17 protein-coding genes are annotated in these 16539 nt (G+C 66.5%); 10 read left to right on the forward strand and 7 right to left on the reverse strand.

What is annotated here, in order from left to right; translation table 11 throughout:
- The first annotated feature begins 833 nt into the window (after window positions 1-833).
- Window positions 834-2210: a glycoside hydrolase family 28 protein gene (locus AB4851_RS14390; RefSeq protein ID WP_414447772.1), complete on the forward strand. Its 1377-nt coding sequence runs from the start codon at window positions 834-836 to the stop codon at window positions 2208-2210.
- A gap of 522 nt (window positions 2211-2732) precedes the next feature.
- Here AB4851_RS14390 and AB4851_RS14395 read toward each other — a convergent pair.
- The 4 genes from AB4851_RS14395 to AB4851_RS14410 form a co-directional block, all read right to left on the reverse strand.
- Window positions 2733-3104 carry a type II toxin-antitoxin system VapC family toxin gene (locus AB4851_RS14395; protein ID WP_414447773.1) on the reverse strand — a complete coding sequence of 124 codons (372 nt, stop codon included), beginning with the start codon at window positions 3102-3104 and terminating at the stop codon, window positions 2733-2735.
- Window positions 3101-3298, reverse strand: a complete 198-nt coding sequence (locus AB4851_RS14400; protein ID WP_414447774.1) for a type II toxin-antitoxin system VapB family antitoxin — start codon at window positions 3296-3298, stop codon at window positions 3101-3103. The genes AB4851_RS14395 and AB4851_RS14400 overlap by 4 nt, the downstream gene beginning before the upstream one ends.
- Window positions 3299-3404: 106 nt before the next feature.
- The gene (locus AB4851_RS14405; protein WP_414447775.1) at window positions 3405-4088 is read right to left on the reverse strand and encodes a hypothetical protein; all 684 of its coding nucleotides are present in this window, start codon (window positions 4086-4088) and stop codon (window positions 3405-3407) included.
- A 38-nt stretch (window positions 4089-4126) separates the two neighbouring features.
- Window positions 4127-4639, reverse strand: a complete 513-nt coding sequence (locus AB4851_RS14410) for a hypothetical protein (RefSeq protein ID WP_414447776.1) — start codon at window positions 4637-4639, stop codon at window positions 4127-4129.
- Window positions 4640-4813: 174 nt separating this feature from the next.
- Here AB4851_RS14410 and AB4851_RS14415 point away from each other — a divergent pair, with 174 nt between their 5' ends.
- A complete protein-coding gene (locus tag AB4851_RS14415; protein WP_414441758.1) occupies window positions 4814-5032 on the forward strand; it encodes a DUF3820 family protein in 219 nt (72 codons plus the stop codon).
- 36 nt (window positions 5033-5068) lie between these two features.
- Here AB4851_RS14415 and AB4851_RS14420 read toward each other — a convergent pair whose 3' ends face one another.
- Window positions 5069-5971 carry a LysR family transcriptional regulator gene (locus AB4851_RS14420; protein ID WP_414447777.1) on the reverse strand — a complete coding sequence of 301 codons (903 nt, stop codon included), beginning with the start codon at window positions 5969-5971 and terminating at the stop codon, window positions 5069-5071.
- 103 nt (window positions 5972-6074) lie between these two features.
- On the opposite strand from AB4851_RS14420, the gene AB4851_RS14425 reads away from it, so the two are divergent.
- Both AB4851_RS14425 and AB4851_RS14430 read left to right on the forward strand, forming a co-directional pair.
- Entirely contained in the window at window positions 6075-6935 is an 861-nt protein-coding gene (locus AB4851_RS14425) for an inositol monophosphatase family protein (RefSeq protein WP_414447778.1), read from the forward strand.
- Between the two features lie 49 nt (window positions 6936-6984).
- On the forward strand, window positions 6985-7620 hold the full coding sequence (locus AB4851_RS14430; RefSeq protein ID WP_414447779.1) for an NADPH-dependent F420 reductase: 636 nt from the start codon (window positions 6985-6987) through the stop codon (window positions 7618-7620).
- Window positions 7621-7674: 54 nt separating this feature from the next.
- Here the strand turns inward: AB4851_RS14430 and AB4851_RS14435 are convergent, their stop codons facing one another.
- Window positions 7675-8418, reverse strand: a complete 744-nt coding sequence (locus tag AB4851_RS14435) for an SDR family NAD(P)-dependent oxidoreductase (RefSeq protein ID WP_414449196.1) — start codon at window positions 8416-8418, stop codon at window positions 7675-7677.
- 313 nt (window positions 8419-8731) lie between these two features.
- Between AB4851_RS14435 and AB4851_RS14440 the strand changes: the two genes are divergently transcribed.
- On the forward strand, window positions 8732-8944 hold the full coding sequence (locus tag AB4851_RS14440) for a DUF3311 domain-containing protein (protein ID WP_414441753.1): 213 nt from the start codon (window positions 8732-8734) through the stop codon (window positions 8942-8944).
- Window positions 8941-10437 (forward strand): monocarboxylate uptake permease MctP, encoded by a 1497-nt coding sequence (gene mctP / locus AB4851_RS14445; RefSeq protein ID WP_414447780.1) that lies wholly within the window; start codon window positions 8941-8943, stop codon window positions 10435-10437. The genes AB4851_RS14440 and mctP overlap by 4 nt, the downstream gene beginning before the upstream one ends.
- A 123-nt stretch (window positions 10438-10560) precedes the next feature.
- On the opposite strand, the gene AB4851_RS14450 is transcribed toward mctP, so the two are convergent.
- A complete protein-coding gene (locus AB4851_RS14450; RefSeq protein WP_414447781.1) occupies window positions 10561-11025 on the reverse strand; it encodes a MarR family winged helix-turn-helix transcriptional regulator in 465 nt (154 codons plus the stop codon).
- 201 nt (window positions 11026-11226) lie between these two features.
- On the opposite strand from AB4851_RS14450, the gene AB4851_RS14455 reads away from it, so the two are divergent.
- The 4 genes from AB4851_RS14455 to AB4851_RS14470 all read left to right on the forward strand — a co-directional run bounded on the left by AB4851_RS14455 (window position 11227) and on the right by AB4851_RS14470 (window position 16538).
- Complete coding sequence (locus tag AB4851_RS14455; RefSeq protein ID WP_414447782.1) at window positions 11227-11658, forward strand: GNAT family N-acetyltransferase; 432 nt, start codon at window positions 11227-11229, stop codon at window positions 11656-11658.
- A 141-nt stretch (window positions 11659-11799) separates the two neighbouring features.
- A complete protein-coding gene (locus AB4851_RS14460; RefSeq protein ID WP_414449197.1) occupies window positions 11800-12711 on the forward strand; it encodes a DUF3348 domain-containing protein in 912 nt (303 codons plus the stop codon).
- Between the two features lie 9 nt (window positions 12712-12720).
- Window positions 12721-15867, forward strand: a complete 3147-nt coding sequence (locus AB4851_RS14465) for a DUF802 domain-containing protein (RefSeq protein ID WP_414447783.1) — start codon at window positions 12721-12723, stop codon at window positions 15865-15867.
- Window positions 15864-16538: an OmpA family protein gene (locus AB4851_RS14470; protein WP_414447784.1), complete on the forward strand. Its 675-nt coding sequence runs from the start codon at window positions 15864-15866 to the stop codon at window positions 16536-16538. Before AB4851_RS14465 ends, AB4851_RS14470 begins: the two co-directional genes overlap by 4 nt.
- The last annotated feature ends 1 nt before the right edge of the window (window position 16539 follow it).

A 16539-nucleotide genomic window follows, 5' to 3' on the forward strand; every position in this document is an offset into this window, starting at 1 on the left:
CCGTGCAATCAAACTCTGTCTGGATCCAAAAAATCTGAATAAAACGCTTAAATACAGGGCTTATTTCGATATTACAAACCGCTTTTCATAGGGTAGATACGGGCCTTGCTTTATTTTCCCATCATCCTATCATCGTGTCATCGTATGACATTAGATATCACCTCGCCATTGCCTCCCATCGACAAGATCACCACATATGCCGGAGACAGCAGTGACCACCCACGACTTCCAAGCGCCATCCGGCGAATCGGATCCGCTCAAAATATTCAGGATCATGAAGCGAGAATTCCTTGGCTATGACGGGGCTCCGATGGGCAGCACGCTACTCGGCGCCTTCGGAGGCGAAGGCACCGATACGCCGGGAGTCGCTGGCGCCTGCGCCACGTCCCCCGACAGCGCCGCAATGACAGCAGGCTCGATCTGGATACCTAACGATTGGGCCATTCATCACATCGCCTCATTGAATGGCATCGCACCGTCCTTCCTCCCCTGCCGTCGGCTTTCAGGTTGGGGCCTTTGGCGTGCAGCCCTGCTCCAGGGTCGCCCAGACCAGCGCCGATACCGACGCGAGTGCGCTGGGCCCGATCGGGCGCGAAACGTCAACGGCATCCCCTCATAGAACATCACGATCGCGGGCCGGCTCCACGACACCACGATCACCGACCTCGCTGATCCGCATGATCCGCACAAGTCGGTGTCACCGGGCAGTACCCAGGGTTCGAAGGGAATCCTGGCAGAGGTTCGACCCACCGTTGGCAGCGATTCATTGGCCGCCTGCTTCCGCGTGCGTGTCGAGCTTGATTTCCTCCGCCATTCAAAGACAAGGAAAAACGATGAAAAGGAATATCAGCATGCGCGCGGCACTGGCGCTGTCTACCTTCGCCGCGCTCACCGTGCAGGCATCTGCCAAGGCCGAGACCTGCACGCCCCAGTGGAGCAGTTCGGCCAGCAGCAATACCACCAACCTTCAGAATGCAATCAAGCAGTGCGCCGCCAGCGGTACCAGCAGCAGCCCGGGCCTGGTCGACCTGACCAGCAACAACGGCATCTCGACAGCAGTCATCACCAGCGTGAACCTGGCCAGCAACATCGTGTTGAAGCTGGAGAAGGGTTTCACATTGAAAGGCTCGCCCTCGCAGCCCGCCAGCGGCGCGATGCTTACCGGAAGCAATCTGAGCAATTTGACCATTACCGGCACCGGTGCGATCGATGGCGATGGTCAGGACTACTGGCCAGCGGCGATCGGCCAAAACAACACGGCTCGACCGAAGCTGATCGCGATCACCGGCTCGACCCTGCAAATCGGCTCGAACTTCACCGATGCCGGAAAATCGCAATCGATCGTCGCTTTTCCGAGTTCGTCCAATGCCACCGACAATGCGCTGATCATTCGCAATTCGCCGAAGGAACAGTTGGTAATCGAGTCCGGTTCCAAAAACGTCACGATCGACGGCGTGTGGATCTACGCAAACCCGAATCGCAATGCCAGCGGCAACGATCTCGCGCCGAATACCGACGCGATCGACATCATCGGCACCCAAACCGCGGCTGTCCGCAACTGCGTGCTGGACACCGGCGACGACGACATCGCTATCAAGTCCAACGCGGGCGGTGCGGCCACCTCGAACGTTACCATCGGCCATTGCGTGGTCGGCGGCGGTCATGGCATCTCGATCGGCGGCCAGGAAGCGGCCGGCACCACGCTGGCCAACCCTGGCGTCTCGCAGGTGACGATCGACACGGTGCAGTTCAGCGGTACCGACTTCGGCTACCGGATCAAGACCGACCAGACTGTCAAGGACAGCGGCGCAACCACCGGCATCACCTATCGGAACACCTGCATGCGCAACGTCCAGCAGCCGTTCCTGTTCACCTACGCCTACGCATCGGGCACCGGCGGCAACCTGCCGATCATCGCCAACGTCAATATCGACAACGTGATCGCCACCGCCACCAAGCAGCAAGGCGCCATCGTCGGGCTCTCGAACAGCCTGATGGGCGACCCGAAAACGGGCGACACGGGAATCCGCATCACCAATAGCCAGATCAGCGGCGGCAACGCCTTCTCGGTGACAAACGGAGAATTGCAACTGGGCAGCAAAAGCAGCCTGACCACCTCGATCGGCTCGAACGGCCGGGTGGTGTCGATCACCGACAGCGGCCCGACCCTGTCCTGTCCGAGCAGCATCACGATCCCGGCGCAGCTCTAACCCGGATTGTGAAAGAACGGCCAGCAGCGCTCGACATAATCGAAATCGAACATAGTAAATAGCGAGCGCTTACGGTAAGCATTCTGGTGCCCGGCGCGATGGTCATCGCGCCGGCACTCATGGCGGCCGCCGTGATCATGATCGAATCGAAGTCGACAAGCGGCTGGCCATCACCACCATACAGCCGCATTTGCCCGCTGCCGGGATATTGGCACCGCTTACCGTGATCGACAGCGAAACATCGGGGGCATCTACGATCAGATCCCACTTTGTCGAGCTCAGCGATTTCCAGTAAAAATCGTGATTCCACGCCTGCGCGGGGTTGTGGAATACGCCTTCGAGATCGCCTCGGCCGTGCGATTCGAAGTAGAACCGATGATGCTTTCCAACGAGAGCGGCACGAGCACCCGCCTATCGAAAACGGCCAATATCAACGTCTTATTCCATACCTATCAGTCGCTTCTGACCAGTCCGTGGGCCACCGGTGCTGAAGCGAAGCGGACCGCCGGCGTTTCCCGCCAGCTAGTGCCCCAGCACTGCGCCGAGGTTAAGTTCGTCAGCCACTTTCCTCAAGCGTTTGTCACGCGTCCAGATGACGACACCAGGTTTCAGACGCGCCGAGGCCAATAACGACGTGTCCACATATCCGATTCCGCGATTGAACAAACCTTCACGCTCGATCAGGTAGAACGTTTCATCCGGAGTGGCAACGGGCGCAGTCGGCAAATCCCGTAGCGCACCAAGCACGACTTCGCGGTTACGCAAACTGCCGAGTGCAATTTCCCCGACCACATAGGGGTGAATCAACACGCGCTCCTCGGCGAGCAGCTCAACCAGCATGGGATCGGTCGCATTGATGTGATCGATCCAGACCGATGTATCGACGAGGATCATTTGTCGTCCTGCCGCCGACGCGGTGCGCTCTTGATACCCGGTTGGCTTCCTCCAAGATTTGCGAGCCGCTTTGCGGCCTCACGCTGGATCAAGGCCTTCAGTGCTTCACGCACGAGCGCGGATTTTTCTTCCACTCCCGTATAGGCCTGGGCCTTGGCGACCAAGTCGTCATCAAGCGCAATGGTAGTACGCACAGAAACCTCCTTTTTCTCAAGGCACCAATAATAGCATCGTTTGATGCCAATTAAAGTGCCTGACCGACGCCGGCTGACGCCACGGCCCGTCCATGTGCAGCCCGAATCAACGCCCCGCCTTCAACCGCCGCAGGATCTCCTCACGCTCGGCCTTCAAGACATGATCGTCCTGGTCGCCGCGCGCGTAGCGCCGCGCGGTGCGATACGAAAACACTTTCCTGTACTGATGAACGCCCGGATCAAACATCCAGCCGTCGACGCCGAACACATGCTGACCGAAGTGATCCTCGCCGTCGCCCCAGATGAAATCGGCGCGGATGAACACCGGATACGGCGAAACCTCCGGCACGTTCCACATCGCGCGGTCGGCGATATCGGTGGCCGTCACCTCGGGCATCAGGTTCTCGATCCTGCCGTCGGCCGCGTAGCGCAGCACGGCCACGCGTTCGAGCATGCCGCTGCCGCCGCCCGAGAACATGCCCGAGAAAAACACCCACGAGCCGCCGCCGGCCAGCGGCAACCGCTCCGACCGCGGGTTGAGCGCGAATTGATAGCGATCCTTCGCGTCGCCCGGGATCGGGCTGGAAGGCATTTCAAAGCACGGGTTTTTGTCGGGCAGCACGCAAAGTGTCACGCCCGAAAGCGGCGTGTCGTTGGCGTCGAGCCGGCCTTCCTTCTGGGCGAAGCGCGGGAATGCGGTTTCGGCGGACCAGGCCGGGGCGCCGGCGGTTGCGGCGACGATCGCGGCAACACCCAGGACTGCGACGAACGCGCGGGAATGCGGCTTCATCTTGATATCGATAATCGAATGTTGGCGGCCGTTCCAGCTCATTTCAATTCGCTGTCCTTGCAATTCGACTCCAGATCGCCATCGAAATATTCGTAGAGGTGCACGAGCAATTTATTGTCGCCGGCGCGCCGCCCCAGATAATGCATGCCCTCCGACGAAGCGCAAATCGAGAAATTCAAGTGCGAGCCGTCTTCCAGAATGCCTTGCGGATGCGCGCCCTGCCTGATCATCTTCACGTTGCCGGCAATGCCGAAGCCGGCGCTGTCGGCCGACAACGCGCCGCCCGGCGTCAGCGCATAGGCCGTGACCGGGCGGTCGCGCAGGCTGTCGAGCACCTGGCGATTCGCCTGTCTGGCCGGGCCGGCAATCTCGCCGCAGCATTGGATGACGCCTCGGCCATCGTCGCTCAGGACTTGAACGCGCGTGCCTTTCGGCAATGCCGGATTGACGGAGTAATACACGCCGCCATCCACCACGCCGACTTGCTGCGCTTCGGCAATACCGGAAAACAGAAACATCGCCGTGAGAAACAAGGCTCGCTGGATTGACATGGAGGGCGGCTCGTCGAGGTTATCGGGGTGAATGGCATTTTACGCGGCGAGATTATCGACGATGGGTGTTGCGCTGTCGATTTCATTGAAGCGGCTTGCCGGAAACGTATTCAACGCAGGCGATGCGCGCTGCCGAAACCATGTCGCATCGGAAATCCATGCACAATACGCCCCATGCAAACGCCCGACCTCGAACGCCTCGTCACCCTGACCATGCCCTTCGGCAAATTCAAAGGCCGGATTCTCGCCGACCTGCCCGGGCATTATCTGAACTGGTTCGCCCGCGAAGGGTTTCCGCCGGGCGAGATCGGCCGGCTGCTCGCGTTGATGCAGGAGATCGACCATAACGGCTTGAAGAGCTTGCTGGACCCGTTGCGCAAGCCGCCGCGTTGACGCCTCCAAAGCCAGCCCGGTAAAAGCGAGCGCGCGTCATCCCCGCAACATTTCCCCCGCCACCGCCGCCACCCTCTCGCGCAACCACGCATGCGCCCGGTCTCCGTCGTATCGCCCATGCCATGACGCCACCACCGGCAAGGCCGACACGGGCACCGGCATCGGCCGCGTCACCAGCCCGAGCGAGCCCGCCAGCGCGGCGCAGCCGTGCGTCGGCACCACCACCAGCAAGTCCGACGCGCCGACCATGCACAGCGCCGCCGCTGCCGTGGGCGCCGACGCCACCACCCGGCGCGCCAGCGCCTGCGCGGCCAGCACATCGTCCACCGGATCGCGCAGCCGCCCGCGGCGCGACACGATGATGTGCTCCGCGCTCGCGTAACGGCGTGCGGTGAGCCGGCCACCCGCCAACGGATGCCCGGCCCGCATCGCGACGACCATCGTGTCGTGGCCGAGCACCGCGTGGTGAATCTCCGCCTGCGCGGGAATCGCTGCGCCGATGTGCAGATCGATCTGCCCTTGCCGCCATTCCGGCGCATCGGTCGACGCCTCGGCCAGCACGCGCAGGCTGGCGTGCGGCGCGGCCTCGCGCAGGCGCGCCAGCAGCGCCGGGCCCAACGTGCAGGCGAGCGCGTCGTGACACTGGATCACGAAGCTGCGCGTCAGTTTCGACACATCGAAATGGCGTTGCTGCGCCAGCACCGCCTGCGCGCGCGCCACGATCGCGTGCACCTCTTCGCGAACCGATTCCGCATACGGCGTGGGCGTCATCGCACGGCCGGCACGCACCAGGATCGGGTCGCCCGTCATGTGCCGGATGCGGTCGAGCGTCCGGCTCATCGCCGGCGAACTGACATGCATGCGCGCCGCCGCGCCGCCGACGCTGCCTTCGTCGAGCAAGGCGTCGAGCGCCACCAGCAGGTTCATATCGAGTTGCATTTGAGTTAACTCAGCGGTAACGACAATTGATTTGATGTTAATCACTCGCTACCGAAAAATGAAGCCTGTTCGCGCTGATGCGCATTCAGGAGTGCAACCGGATATGAATACTCAGGACCCCAAGCGATACATCGCGGGCCAGCTTGCCGCGCAAGCCGTCACGACGGCAGACGACGGCGCGCTGCTGGCCGCGACCGTTGCCGCCGTGCGCGCGGCAGGCGACGCGATGCTGCGCCACTTCGACCCGCAAGTCCGAACGCCGGACACGCTGCCCGGCGTGATCGAGGCGATCCACGCCAACGACGCCATCTCGCTCGCCGTGTTGCGCCCGCTGCTGACGCAGGCCCGCCCCGCCGCGCGCTGGGTCGAGGACGAGCTCGAAGGCGGCGCGCTGCCCGACGGCGAATGGTGGCTCGTCGATCCCGTCGAGGGCAACATCAACCATGTGCACGGCCTGGCGGAATGGGGCGTCAGCGCCACGCTGATACGCGACAACGTGCCGGTGCTCACGGCGATCCACGAGCCGGTTGCCGGGCGGCTCTACACGGCGGTTCGCGGCAGCGGCGTGGCGTATGCCGATGGCGTGCCGATGCGCACGTCCACCCGGACGGAACTGCGCGCCGCCCTCGTCACGACCGGCCAGGCCAAGCCTGGCGAAAGCGACGCCACCCACCGCCGCATCGGCGCATCGATCACGGCAATGCTGCGCCGGGCGCTGGTGGTGCGCATGACCGTGCCGGCCACGTTCCCGCTCGTGCAGGTCGCCGCCGGCCGGATCGACGGCTTCTGGCAGCACAGCAACGTGCGCTCGGGGCAAGCGGCCGGCGCGCTGCTGATCGGCGAGGCGGGCGGCGTGGTGACCGACCTGCGCGGCCAGCCGTGGACGCTCGCGAGCGACGATTTCCTGGCCTGCGCGCCCGGCGTTCACGGCGAATGCATCGACGCGTTGCGCGACGTGGTTTGACGCGCCACACCCTATCGATCAACCGATTTCCAATCAATCAGGACACCCTATGAATATCGGCATTCTCGGCGCGGGACGCGTCGGCACCTCGCTCGCACAAGCGCTCGTCGATCGAGGCCATCACGTCACCGTCGGCCATCGCAACCCGCAAGCCGGATCGGCGCGCTGGCGCGGGCCGGCCGTCCATCACACGACGCTGGAGGACGCGGCCGGCACGTCGCGCATCGTCATCAACGCGCTGCCCGGCCATGTCGCGCTGGAATGCCTAAGCGCGCTGGGCGACGCGTTGAAGGGCAGCATCCTGCTCGACCTCGCGAACGCCACCGAGCGCCTGCCGGACGGCATGCCCGGCGGGCTGCTCTACGCGGGCAGCAGCCTGGGTGAACAGTTGCAGGCCGCGCTGCCCGGCACGCAGGTGGTCAAGACGCTCAACACGATGCACGTCAGCGTCATGACGGCGCCGGGTGCGCTGGCGATACCACCGAAGGCATTTCTGAGCGGCAACGACGGCGAGGCCAAGGAGGAAGTGGCGCGGCTGTTGATCGAACTGGGCTGGCCGGCGCACGATATGCTCGATCTCGGGGCGATCGAATCGGCGCGCGCGACGGAAGCAATGATGCTGATGGTGCCGCATCTCGTTCGCGCGTCGGGGTTCAAGCCGTTCGCGTTGACGGTGGCGAGTTGAGTTGAGGCGACGCGGCGCCTGACCGGTTCATCGGGCGCCGCGATCCATCCACCTTTACGTCAAGTTCAGCCCGCCATCCGACATCACGATCTCCCCCGTCAAGTAATCCGAAGCAACCAGCCACGCCACCGCCTGCGCGATATCGTCCGGGCTGGCCGCCCGCCGCATCGGCGCCTTCTCGCGCCAAAGCTGCTGGGCCTGCGTCCAATCCGCCGTCAACGGCGTATCCACCAACCCGGGCGCGACGGCATTGACGCGAATGTCGGGCGCCAGCGACACCGCAAGCAAGCGCGTCACGTGATTGAGCGCGGCCTTGCTCGCCGCGTACGGGATCGACGCCCCCTTGGGCCGCACGCCCGCGTGCGAGCTGACGTTCACCACGCAGCCGGGCCGCCCGCGCGCGGCGGTCGCCTTCAGCGCCGCCTGCGCTTCGGTTATCAACCGGAACGGCGCCACCACGTTGATCTCATGCAGTTCATGCCAGACCTCCGGCGTGGCCGCCGCCAGATCGGCATGCGCAATCACGCGGCTGATGCCGGCGTTATTGATCAGCACGTCCAGCCGGCCCCACACGGCCACCGCCTCGCGCACCAGCCGGATGCGATCGGCGTCGTCGGCCAGGTCGGCCTGCACGTAGGCGGCCGAGCCGAGCTCGCGCGCCAGCGCCTGCCCCGCCTCGACCGAATTGCGCGAGTGCAGGACAACGGAAAACCCATCCTTCGAAAGTCGGCGGGCAATGGCCGCACCGATCCCCGATGTCGAACCGGTAATCAATGCAACGGGCTGCGAAGTAGTCATGGCGATATCGATCGATTGAGCCGGGTCGATTTTTACCCGGCGAAAAGAGAATGGTTGGCTGGCAAGGCAACGTGCGACACGCTCGGCCGTACTGCGGATTCCTAACTGGTCCGACCGGTCCGTCAAAACAATGAAATTAATTCGTAAGAATTAACGCCTTATTCAAAAGCAATTTGAAAGGAAATCATTGCAATTTGTCCAAAGCCGACAACGCCGGTCGTTTGCCTACTGCAACCTATCTCATAATGGCTCACAATCGAGCCGCTTTATCCAATAACCCGATACGAAGCCCACCGCACAGGAGGAGAGACCGATGGCAGACAGCCCTCAAGACGATGCACGCAAACGGAAACCGCTATGGGTCTGGGTCGCGCTGCTGATTCCGTATGTCGCGCTTTTATGGCTGCCGTTCTATAACTACGGCCAGCCGTCGTTTGCAGGCCTGCCGATGTTCTACTGGTATCAATTGCTGTGGATTCCGGTTACGTCCGTGTTGTTGTATCTGGTCTACCGGAGTGAAAAATGAACGACGGCTATTCGATCGATCCGGTGGCGATGACCGTCTTCATCGCGTTTTTCGCACTCGTCACGGTGCTCGGTTTCATCGCGGCGCGCTGGCGGCGCGGCGACCTCACGCAACTGCATGAATGGGGCCTCGGTGGCCGCCAGTTCGGCACGGTGGTGTCGTGGTTCCTGGTGGGCGGCGATTTCTACACCGCCTACACGGTGATCGCGGTGCCGGCGCTGGTGTATGCGGTGGGCGCCTACGGCTTCTTCGCGCTGCCCTACACGATCGTGGTCTATCCGTTCGTGTTCGCGGTCATGCCGAAGCTCTGGAAGATCGCGCACGCGAAAGGCCACATCACGGCGGCCGACTACGTGCACGGCGAATTCGGCGGCAAGTGGCTGCCGGCGGCGGTGGCGATCACCGGCATCGTCGCGACGATGCCCTACATCGCGCTGCAACTGGTGGGCATGCAGGTGGTGATCAAGGGCCTCGGCGTGTCGGGCGAGCTGCCGCTGATCATCGCGTTCCTGATCCTCGCGCTCTACACCTACACGAGCGGCCTGCGCGCCCCGGCGATGATCGCCTTCGTGAAGGACATCATGATCTACATCGTGGTGATCGCGGCGGTCTGCCTGATCCCGGTGAAGCTCGGCGGCTATGCGCACGTGTTCGAACTGGCCGACGCGCACTTCGCGGCCAAGGGCGGCGCGACCGGCATCCTGCTCAAGCCGACGCAGTTCACGGCGTATGCCTCGCTCGCGCTCGGCTCGGCGCTGGCGGCGTTCATGTATCCGCACACCATGACGGGCGTGCTGGCCTCGGGTTCGGCCGCGACCGTCAAGAAGAACGCGATCTTCCTGCCGGCCTACACGGTGCTGCTGGGCCTGATCGCGCTGCTCGGCTACATGGCGATCGCCGCGGACATCCACGTCAAGTCGCCCACCGATGTGGTGCCGGCGCTGTTCCACACGCTGTTCCCGTCGTGGTTCGTCGGCTTCGCCGCCGCCGCGATCGCGATCAGCGCGCTGGTGCCGGCCGCCATCATGTCGATCGGCGCGGCGAACCTGTTCACGCGCAATCTGTGGCGCCCGCTGGTCTCGCCGAATCAATCGGCGGCCGGTGAGGCCTCGACGGCGAAGCTGGTGTCGCTGCTCGTGAAGTTCGGCGCGCTGGTGTTCATCGTCGCGGCGCCGACGCAGTACGCCATCGAGCTGCAACTGCTGGGCGGGATCTGGATCCTGCAGATCCTGCCGGCCGTGGTGTTCTCCCTGTACACGCGCCGCCTCAGCGCGACCGGCCTGCTGATCGGCTGGCTGGTGGGGATCGTGCTGGGCACCGCGCTGTCGGTCTCGCAAGGCCTGAAGCCGGTGTACACGCTGCACGTCGGTTCGGGTTCCTACACGTTCTATATCGGCCTGATCGCGCTGGTGGTGAACATCGTCGTGACGCTGGTGATCTCGGCGCTGACCTCGGCCAGCCGTCCGCAGGCGGGCCGCGGCGCGGCAGTCTGAGGGTTGCCGGCCGCCCCGTGCTGCATGGCGGGGCGGCCGGAACCGGCGCGGATGCTTGCGTGCGCAACCGGTTGAGCACCGCCTGCCTTCAGGCGGCGCTCGAACGGACGTCAAGCCATCTCTTCAATCGTCGTTGCGCACCGACGCCACGAGCCGGTCCCGCAAGCGCGCCACGGCCTGCTGCGTGGCGTCGCTTTCCTCGGCCGACAGGCCGGTCGCATCGGCCACACTCAACTTTCCCAGCGTTTCGCGCAACTGCCGGCCTTGCGGCGTCAGGCTGATCAGCACCTGGCGCTCGTCGTGCTGCGCGCGCTGCCGCGCCAGATAACCGAGCGCCTCGAGCTTCTTGAGGATCGGCGTCAGCGTGTTCGATTCGAGGTAGAGGCGTTCGCCGAGCTGGCCGACCGTCTGCGCCTCGCCCTCGGAGGCGGCCACCAGCGTGATGTACTGCGTGTAGGTCAGCCCGAGCGCGTCGAGCCGCGGCTTGTACGCCTTGCCGAAGGCCAGGTTGGCCGAGTACACGGCGAAGCAGAGAAAATCGGCGAGCTGCTGAGGGGTGGCGGGGTCGGCCGGGTCCGGACGGGTCATGAAACCTCGTGGCGATGCCTGATTGCGAGCGGCGGATTGTATAGCGGCATGCCGACAGGCATGTGTCAGACGGCCAGCCTGTGGCTCCCGCGACGGTCCCGCGCTGTTGTCAGGCATGCGCCAGTCCGCTATACCTGCCGTCTCGCGTGGCGAACCGGGGCGCCCGGCCCTCTGCGCCTCCCTTTTCCGGATCAAACGACCATGACCCACACCTATACGTTGACCGATCAGGCGGACGAGGCCGTCCGCAAGCGCATCGTCGAACCGCTCGTGCAATACAACGTGAATGCCACCGGCGCGCCGGCCGGGCATCGCCCGCTGGTTGTCGCGCTGCGCGATGCGGGCGGCGAGATCGTGGGCGGCCTGTGGGGCATGACGGGCTACGAATGGCTGTTCACGCAGTTGCTGGTGGTGCCGGAAGCGGCGCGCGGCAGCGGCGTGGGCACGCGCCTCATGCGGCTCGCGGAACAGGAAGCCGTGGCGCGCGGCTGCCATCACGCCTGGCTGGACACCTTCAGCTTCCAGGCGCGGCCGTTCTACGAGCGGCTCGGCTACGCCTGTTTCGCCGAGCTGCCCGACTATCCCACCGGCTTTTCGCGCTACTTCATGAAGAAGGCGCTCGGTGCCGCCTGACGGCCCGCGCGCCTTGCCAGTGGTGCATCCGACGCCCCTGGCCGCACCTTCCGGGAGCCCCTGCCGCACGCCTCGTCGGCCAAAACCGCGTGCCGAGCCGCGCCGTTGTGTAAACTGCTGCCTTTTTTTCTGATTCGCCGCATGTTGCCCACCTCGCCGCGCACTTCACTGAACGCGCCGGCCATCATCCGACTCCTGATGCGTCTCGGCCAGCCCGACGTGCCGCGTACCGCGCTGCCGTTGCCCGACCGACTCAGCGAATGGGTCGGCTGGACCGACGCGATCGCGCTCTCCTCCGTGCTGGCCGCCCCCGTGCCCGCCGCGGTGGCCGGCTTGCGCACGCAGGGCGGCGACGAGGCGGCGCGCTGCCTGGACCTGCGCTCGGCGCTGTCGAAGGCGATCGCCAACGACGCCCTGCTCGCGCCAGCGCGCGCGCCGCGCCACGGCCGCCAGGGCGGCGGCTTTGCCTCGCCTCCGCCAGCCGCGCGTCTGCCCGATCTCACCGGCCCGGACGCCGATTTCGCGCTCTATCGTCAGTGCTGCCTCGGCTTGCAGCAGAAGATGGAGAGCGACATCGGCGACCTGCGCGCGAGATTGCGCGGCCGGCTGGCGGCGCAATCGCCGGCGCTGGCACGGCTGGCCGCGCTCGACGCCACCATGGAGCGCGCGCTGGCCGCGCGCGAACGCAGCCTGTTCGGCGCGGTGCCGGGGTTGCTCGGTCAGTATTTCGAGCGGTTGCGCGCGGCTGCCAAGGCGGAAGCAGCCGAAGCCGCCGAGGCGGAAGCTCGGGTGCAGGCTGAGGCGGAAACCGTGGCGGCAGAGGCTCAGGCGCAAGCGGCGGCGGACGCCCAGGCCCAGGCAGAAGCCCCGAACACCGCCGCCCCAACCGCACACGCAGCCGCCGCCGTCCGGCCCCGCGTCGCCCCCGGCCCCGCGCCGGCCGACACCTGGCTCGACACGTTCCGCAAGGATATGCAGAGCGTCCTGCTCGCCGAACTGGATGTCCGGTTCCAACCGGTCGGAGGGCTGCTCGCGGCCCTTCGCGCCCGCTAATTTCCATCTATGTCCCGACTTCGCATCGATCTCGTCGTATTTCTCGCCGGCCTGGCCGTGGTGGCCTGGATCGGCGCCGGCTACGTGAGCGCCAATCCGCTCGCGCTGGCCGTCACGCTCCTGATCGCCGCCTTCTACGCGGGCGGCGCGTTCGAGCTGCACCGCTACCGCCAGGCCACGGCGAGCCTGACGCGCGCCTGCGCCACGCAGGCCGAGCCGGCCTCGTTGGCCGCTTGGCTCGAACCACTCGCGCCGGGCCTGCGCGGCGCGGTGCGCGCCCGCGTCGAGGGCGAGCGCGCGGCCCTGCCCGCGCCGGCGCTGACGCCCTACCTGGTCGGCCTGCTGGTGCTGCTCGGCATGCTCGGCACGCTGCTCGGGATGGTGGCGACGCTGCGCGGCACCAGCGCGGCGCTCGACGGCGCGACCGGCCTCGACGCGATCCGCAATGCGCTGTACGCGCCGATCCGCGGCCTCGGCTTCGCGTTCGGCACCTCGATCGCGGGCGTCGCCACCTCGGCGATGCTCGGGCTGCTGTCGGCGCTGTGCCGCCGCGAGCGGCTCGATGCCGTGCAGCAGCTCGACGCGTTGAGCTCCACCGTGCTGCGCCCGTTCTCGCACGCGCACCGCCGCGAGGCCGGCTTCGCGCTGATGCAGCGCCAGGCCGACGCGATGCCGGCGCTGGTCGACAAGCTCGAAACGCTGATCGCGGCCATCGAGCGCCAGGGCGCGACGGCCGGCGACCGTCAGCTCGCCGGGCAACAGGCCTTCCTCGACAACGCCGAAGCCAGCCACGCGCGCCTCGCGGCGACGCTCGGCGAGGCGCTCAAATCGAGCGCGGCGGAAAGCGCGCGCGTGGCGGGATCGGCGATCGCGCCGGTGGTCGATGCCGCGATGGCCGGCCTCGCACGCGAAAGCGCCGCGCTGCACGGCACGCTGACGCAGGCGGTGGAACGCCAACTGGACGGCCTGAACCGTGGCTTCGAGGCCAGCACGGCCCGCGTGGCCGGGCTCTGGACCGACGCACTGGCCGAACAACGCCGCGCCGGCGACGCGCTGGCGGGCGACCTGCGCGGCGCGCTCGACAGCTTCAACGCCAGCTTCGAGGCGCGCTCGGCCACGCTGCTGCGCGATGTCGACAGCCGTCAGGCCGCCGCCGCCGAAGCCGCGTCGCAAACCTGGCAGGACGCGCTGGCGCGTCACGAACAATCGGGCGAAAAACTCGCCGACGACAACCGCCAGGCGCTCGCCTCGGCCGCCGCGACGTTCGAAACGCACGCCGCCGCGCTGCTGCGCGAGTTGCACGGCACGCAACAGGAACTGCAAGGCCAGCTCGCCGCGCGCGACGAAACGCGCCTCGCGGCCTGGACCGGCTCGCTGGAAGCCGTCGGCACGACGCTGCGCGAGCAATGGCAAGCCTCCAACGCGGCCGCGCAGCAGCAGCAGGCCGAAATCTGCGCGACGCTGGAGCGCACGGCCGGCAGCATCGCCGCGCAGACCGAAGCGCAAACCGGCCGCGCGCTCGGCGAGATCGCGCGCGCCGCCGAATCGGCCTCGGCTGCCTGGGAAGCGGCCAGCACGCAGGCCGCGCAACGCCAGCAGGCCGTGGTCGAGGCGCTGGCGGCCACCGCGCAAGACGTGGCCGCGCGCACCGAAACGCAGGCCACCGCCACCGTCACCGAAATCGCGCGGCTCGCGGCGGCCTCGTCGGCGGCCTGGCAGACGGCCAGCACGCAGGCGGCCGAGCGCCAGCAGACGATCTGCGACGCGCTCGCCAAGACGGCCAACGAGATTTCCGTGCAAACCGCCGCGCAGGCCAGCGGTACGGTGGCGGAAATCGCGCGTGCTGCTGAGGCGAACGCCGCCGCATGGCAGGCCGCTTCGACGCAAGCCGCCGAGCGCCAGCAGACCATTTGCGACGCGCTTGCCAAGACCGCAGACAGCATCGCTACGCAGACCGAAGCACATGCCAGCGGTACGATCGCCGAAATCGCCCGCGCCGCCGAAGCGAACGCTACCGCGTGGCAAGCCGCTTCGACGCAGGCCGCCGAGCGCCAGCAGGCCATTTGCGACGCGCTCGCCAAGACCGCCGACAGCATCGCTACGCAGACCGAAGCACACGCCAGCGGCACGATCGCCGAAATCGCCCGCGCCGCCGAAGCAAACGCCGTCGCGTGGCAAGCCGCTTCGACGCAAGCCGCCGAGCGCCAGCAAGCCATTTGCGACGCGCTCGCCAAAACCGCCGACAGCATCGCTACGCAGACCGAAGCACATGCCAGCGGCACGATCGCCGAAATCGCCCGCGCCGCTGAAGCGAACGCTACCGCGTGGCAAGCCGCTTCGACGCAGGCCGCCGATCGTCAGCAGGCCATTTGCGACGCGCTCGCCAAAACCGCAGATAGCATCGCCACGCACGCCGAAGCACACGCCAGCGGCACGATTGCCGAAATCGCGCGCGCCGCCGACGCACACGCCACCGCCTGGCAAGCCGCCTCGACACAAGCCGCCGAGCGCCAGCAAGCGATCTGCGACGCGCTCGCGCAAGCCGCCACCGCCATCGCCGCGCAAACCGAAACCCACGCCCGCGACACCTTCGCCGAAATCTCGCGCCTCGTCGAAGCAGCCGCCGAAGCGCCGCGCGCCGCCGCCGACGTAGTCGCGGAGCTGCGTCAGAAGCTGTCCGAGAGCATGGTGCAGGACACCGCGATGCTCGAGGAACGCGGCCGCCTGCTCTCGACCGTCGCCACCCTGCTCGACGCCGTCAGCCACGCCAGCAACGAGCAACGCGGCGCGATCGATGCGCTGGTATCCACCTCGTCCGACCTGCTCGACCGTGTCGGCACGCGCTTCGACCGGCAGGTCGAGACGGGCGCGCAGGCGCTTGAAGGCGTGTCCGCGCAAGTCACGGGCAGCGCCGTCGAAATGGCCAGCCTGGCCGAGGCGTTCGGTCAGGCCGTGGCCGGCTTCGGCGAATCGAACGACAAGCTGATGGCGCAACTGCAGCGCATCGAAGGCGCGCTCGACAAGTCGCTCGCGCGCAGCGACGAGCAACTGGCCTACTACGTCGCGCAGGCCAAGGACGTGATCGACCTGAGCCTGATGTCGCAGCAGCAGATCGTCGAAAACCTGCAACGCCTCGACGGAGCGAAGCCGGCATGAACGACGATATCGACGGCGGCCTCGACGCGGGTGTGCCCGTCTGGGCCGCGTTCGGCGACCTGATGGCGGCACTGCTCGGCGCGTTCGTGCTGATTCTGGTGGGCGTGATCGGCATGCAGCTCGAAGCGTCGTCGCGGCTGGCCGACGAGGTCAAGCAGCGGCAGGTGGAAACGCAGCGCCGCAAGACGCTCGAACAGGCGCTGGCCGGCCCGCTCGCGGCCGGCCGCGTGACGCTGGTGGACGGCCGCATCGGGATCGCGGGCAACGTGCTGTTCGCCGTGAATTCGGATCAGTTGCAGCCGGCCGGCCGCGACCTGCTGCGCAGCCTCGCCGGGCCGCTGACCGCCTACCTGCATGATCGCGACCAGATCCTGATGGTCAGCGGCTTCGCCGACGACCAGCAGGTGCGCGCCGGCAACCGCCGCTTCGCCGACAACTGGGAGCTGTCCGCCGAGCGCGCGCTGACCGTCACGCGCGCGTTCATCGATGCGGGCGTGCCCGCGCCGTCGGTGTTCGCGGCGGCGTTCGGTTCGGAGCAGCCGGTGGGCTCCAATGCCGACGAGACGGGCCGCGCCAAGAACCGCCGCGTCGAGATCGCGGCGGTGCCGCGCCCGACCAGCTCGGTGACGGCCACGGCGGCAAGCGCCACCTCCGCCGCCGTGGCGCACTGAC

The organism is Burkholderia sp. 22PA0099 (genome assembly GCF_047497165.1).
Classification (GTDB): Bacteria; Pseudomonadota; Gammaproteobacteria; order Burkholderiales; family Burkholderiaceae; genus Burkholderia.

What these genes read in the sequence shown, in the direction of transcription:
- AB4851_RS14390 (WP_414447772.1), top strand. Translation starts at nt 834, where the DNA reads ATGAAAAGGAATATCAGCATGCGCGCGGCACTGGCGCTGTCTACCTTC.
- AB4851_RS14395 (WP_414447773.1), bottom strand. Translation starts at nt 3,104, where the DNA reads ATGATCCTCGTCGATACATCGGTCTGGATCGATCACATCAATGCGACC.
- AB4851_RS14405 (WP_414447775.1), bottom strand. Translation starts at nt 4,088, where the DNA reads ATGAAGCCGCATTCCCGCGCGTTCGTCGCAGTCCTGGGTGTTGCCGCG.
- AB4851_RS14410 (WP_414447776.1), bottom strand. Translation starts at nt 4,639, where the DNA reads ATGTCAATCCAGCGAGCCTTGTTTCTCACGGCGATGTTTCTGTTTTCC.
- AB4851_RS14415 (WP_414441758.1), top strand. Translation starts at nt 4,814, where the DNA reads ATGCAAACGCCCGACCTCGAACGCCTCGTCACCCTGACCATGCCCTTC.
- AB4851_RS14420 (WP_414447777.1), bottom strand. Translation starts at nt 5,971, where the DNA reads ATGCAACTCGATATGAACCTGCTGGTGGCGCTCGACGCCTTGCTCGAC.
- AB4851_RS14425 (WP_414447778.1), top strand. Translation starts at nt 6,075, where the DNA reads ATGAATACTCAGGACCCCAAGCGATACATCGCGGGCCAGCTTGCCGCG.
- AB4851_RS14430 (WP_414447779.1), top strand. Translation starts at nt 6,985, where the DNA reads ATGAATATCGGCATTCTCGGCGCGGGACGCGTCGGCACCTCGCTCGCA.
- AB4851_RS14435 (WP_414449196.1), bottom strand. Translation starts at nt 8,418, where the DNA reads ATGACTACTTCGCAGCCCGTTGCATTGATTACCGGTTCGACATCGGGG.
- AB4851_RS14440 (WP_414441753.1), top strand. Translation starts at nt 8,732, where the DNA reads ATGGCAGACAGCCCTCAAGACGATGCACGCAAACGGAAACCGCTATGG.
- mctP (WP_414447780.1), top strand. Translation starts at nt 8,941, where the DNA reads ATGAACGACGGCTATTCGATCGATCCGGTGGCGATGACCGTCTTCATC.
- AB4851_RS14450 (WP_414447781.1), bottom strand. Translation starts at nt 11,025, where the DNA reads ATGACCCGTCCGGACCCGGCCGACCCCGCCACCCCTCAGCAGCTCGCC.
- AB4851_RS14455 (WP_414447782.1), top strand. Translation starts at nt 11,227, where the DNA reads ATGACCCACACCTATACGTTGACCGATCAGGCGGACGAGGCCGTCCGC.
- AB4851_RS14460 (WP_414449197.1), top strand. Translation starts at nt 11,800, where the DNA reads ATGTTGCCCACCTCGCCGCGCACTTCACTGAACGCGCCGGCCATCATC.
- AB4851_RS14465 (WP_414447783.1), top strand. Translation starts at nt 12,721, where the DNA reads ATGTCCCGACTTCGCATCGATCTCGTCGTATTTCTCGCCGGCCTGGCC.
- AB4851_RS14470 (WP_414447784.1), top strand. Translation starts at nt 15,864, where the DNA reads ATGAACGACGATATCGACGGCGGCCTCGACGCGGGTGTGCCCGTCTGG.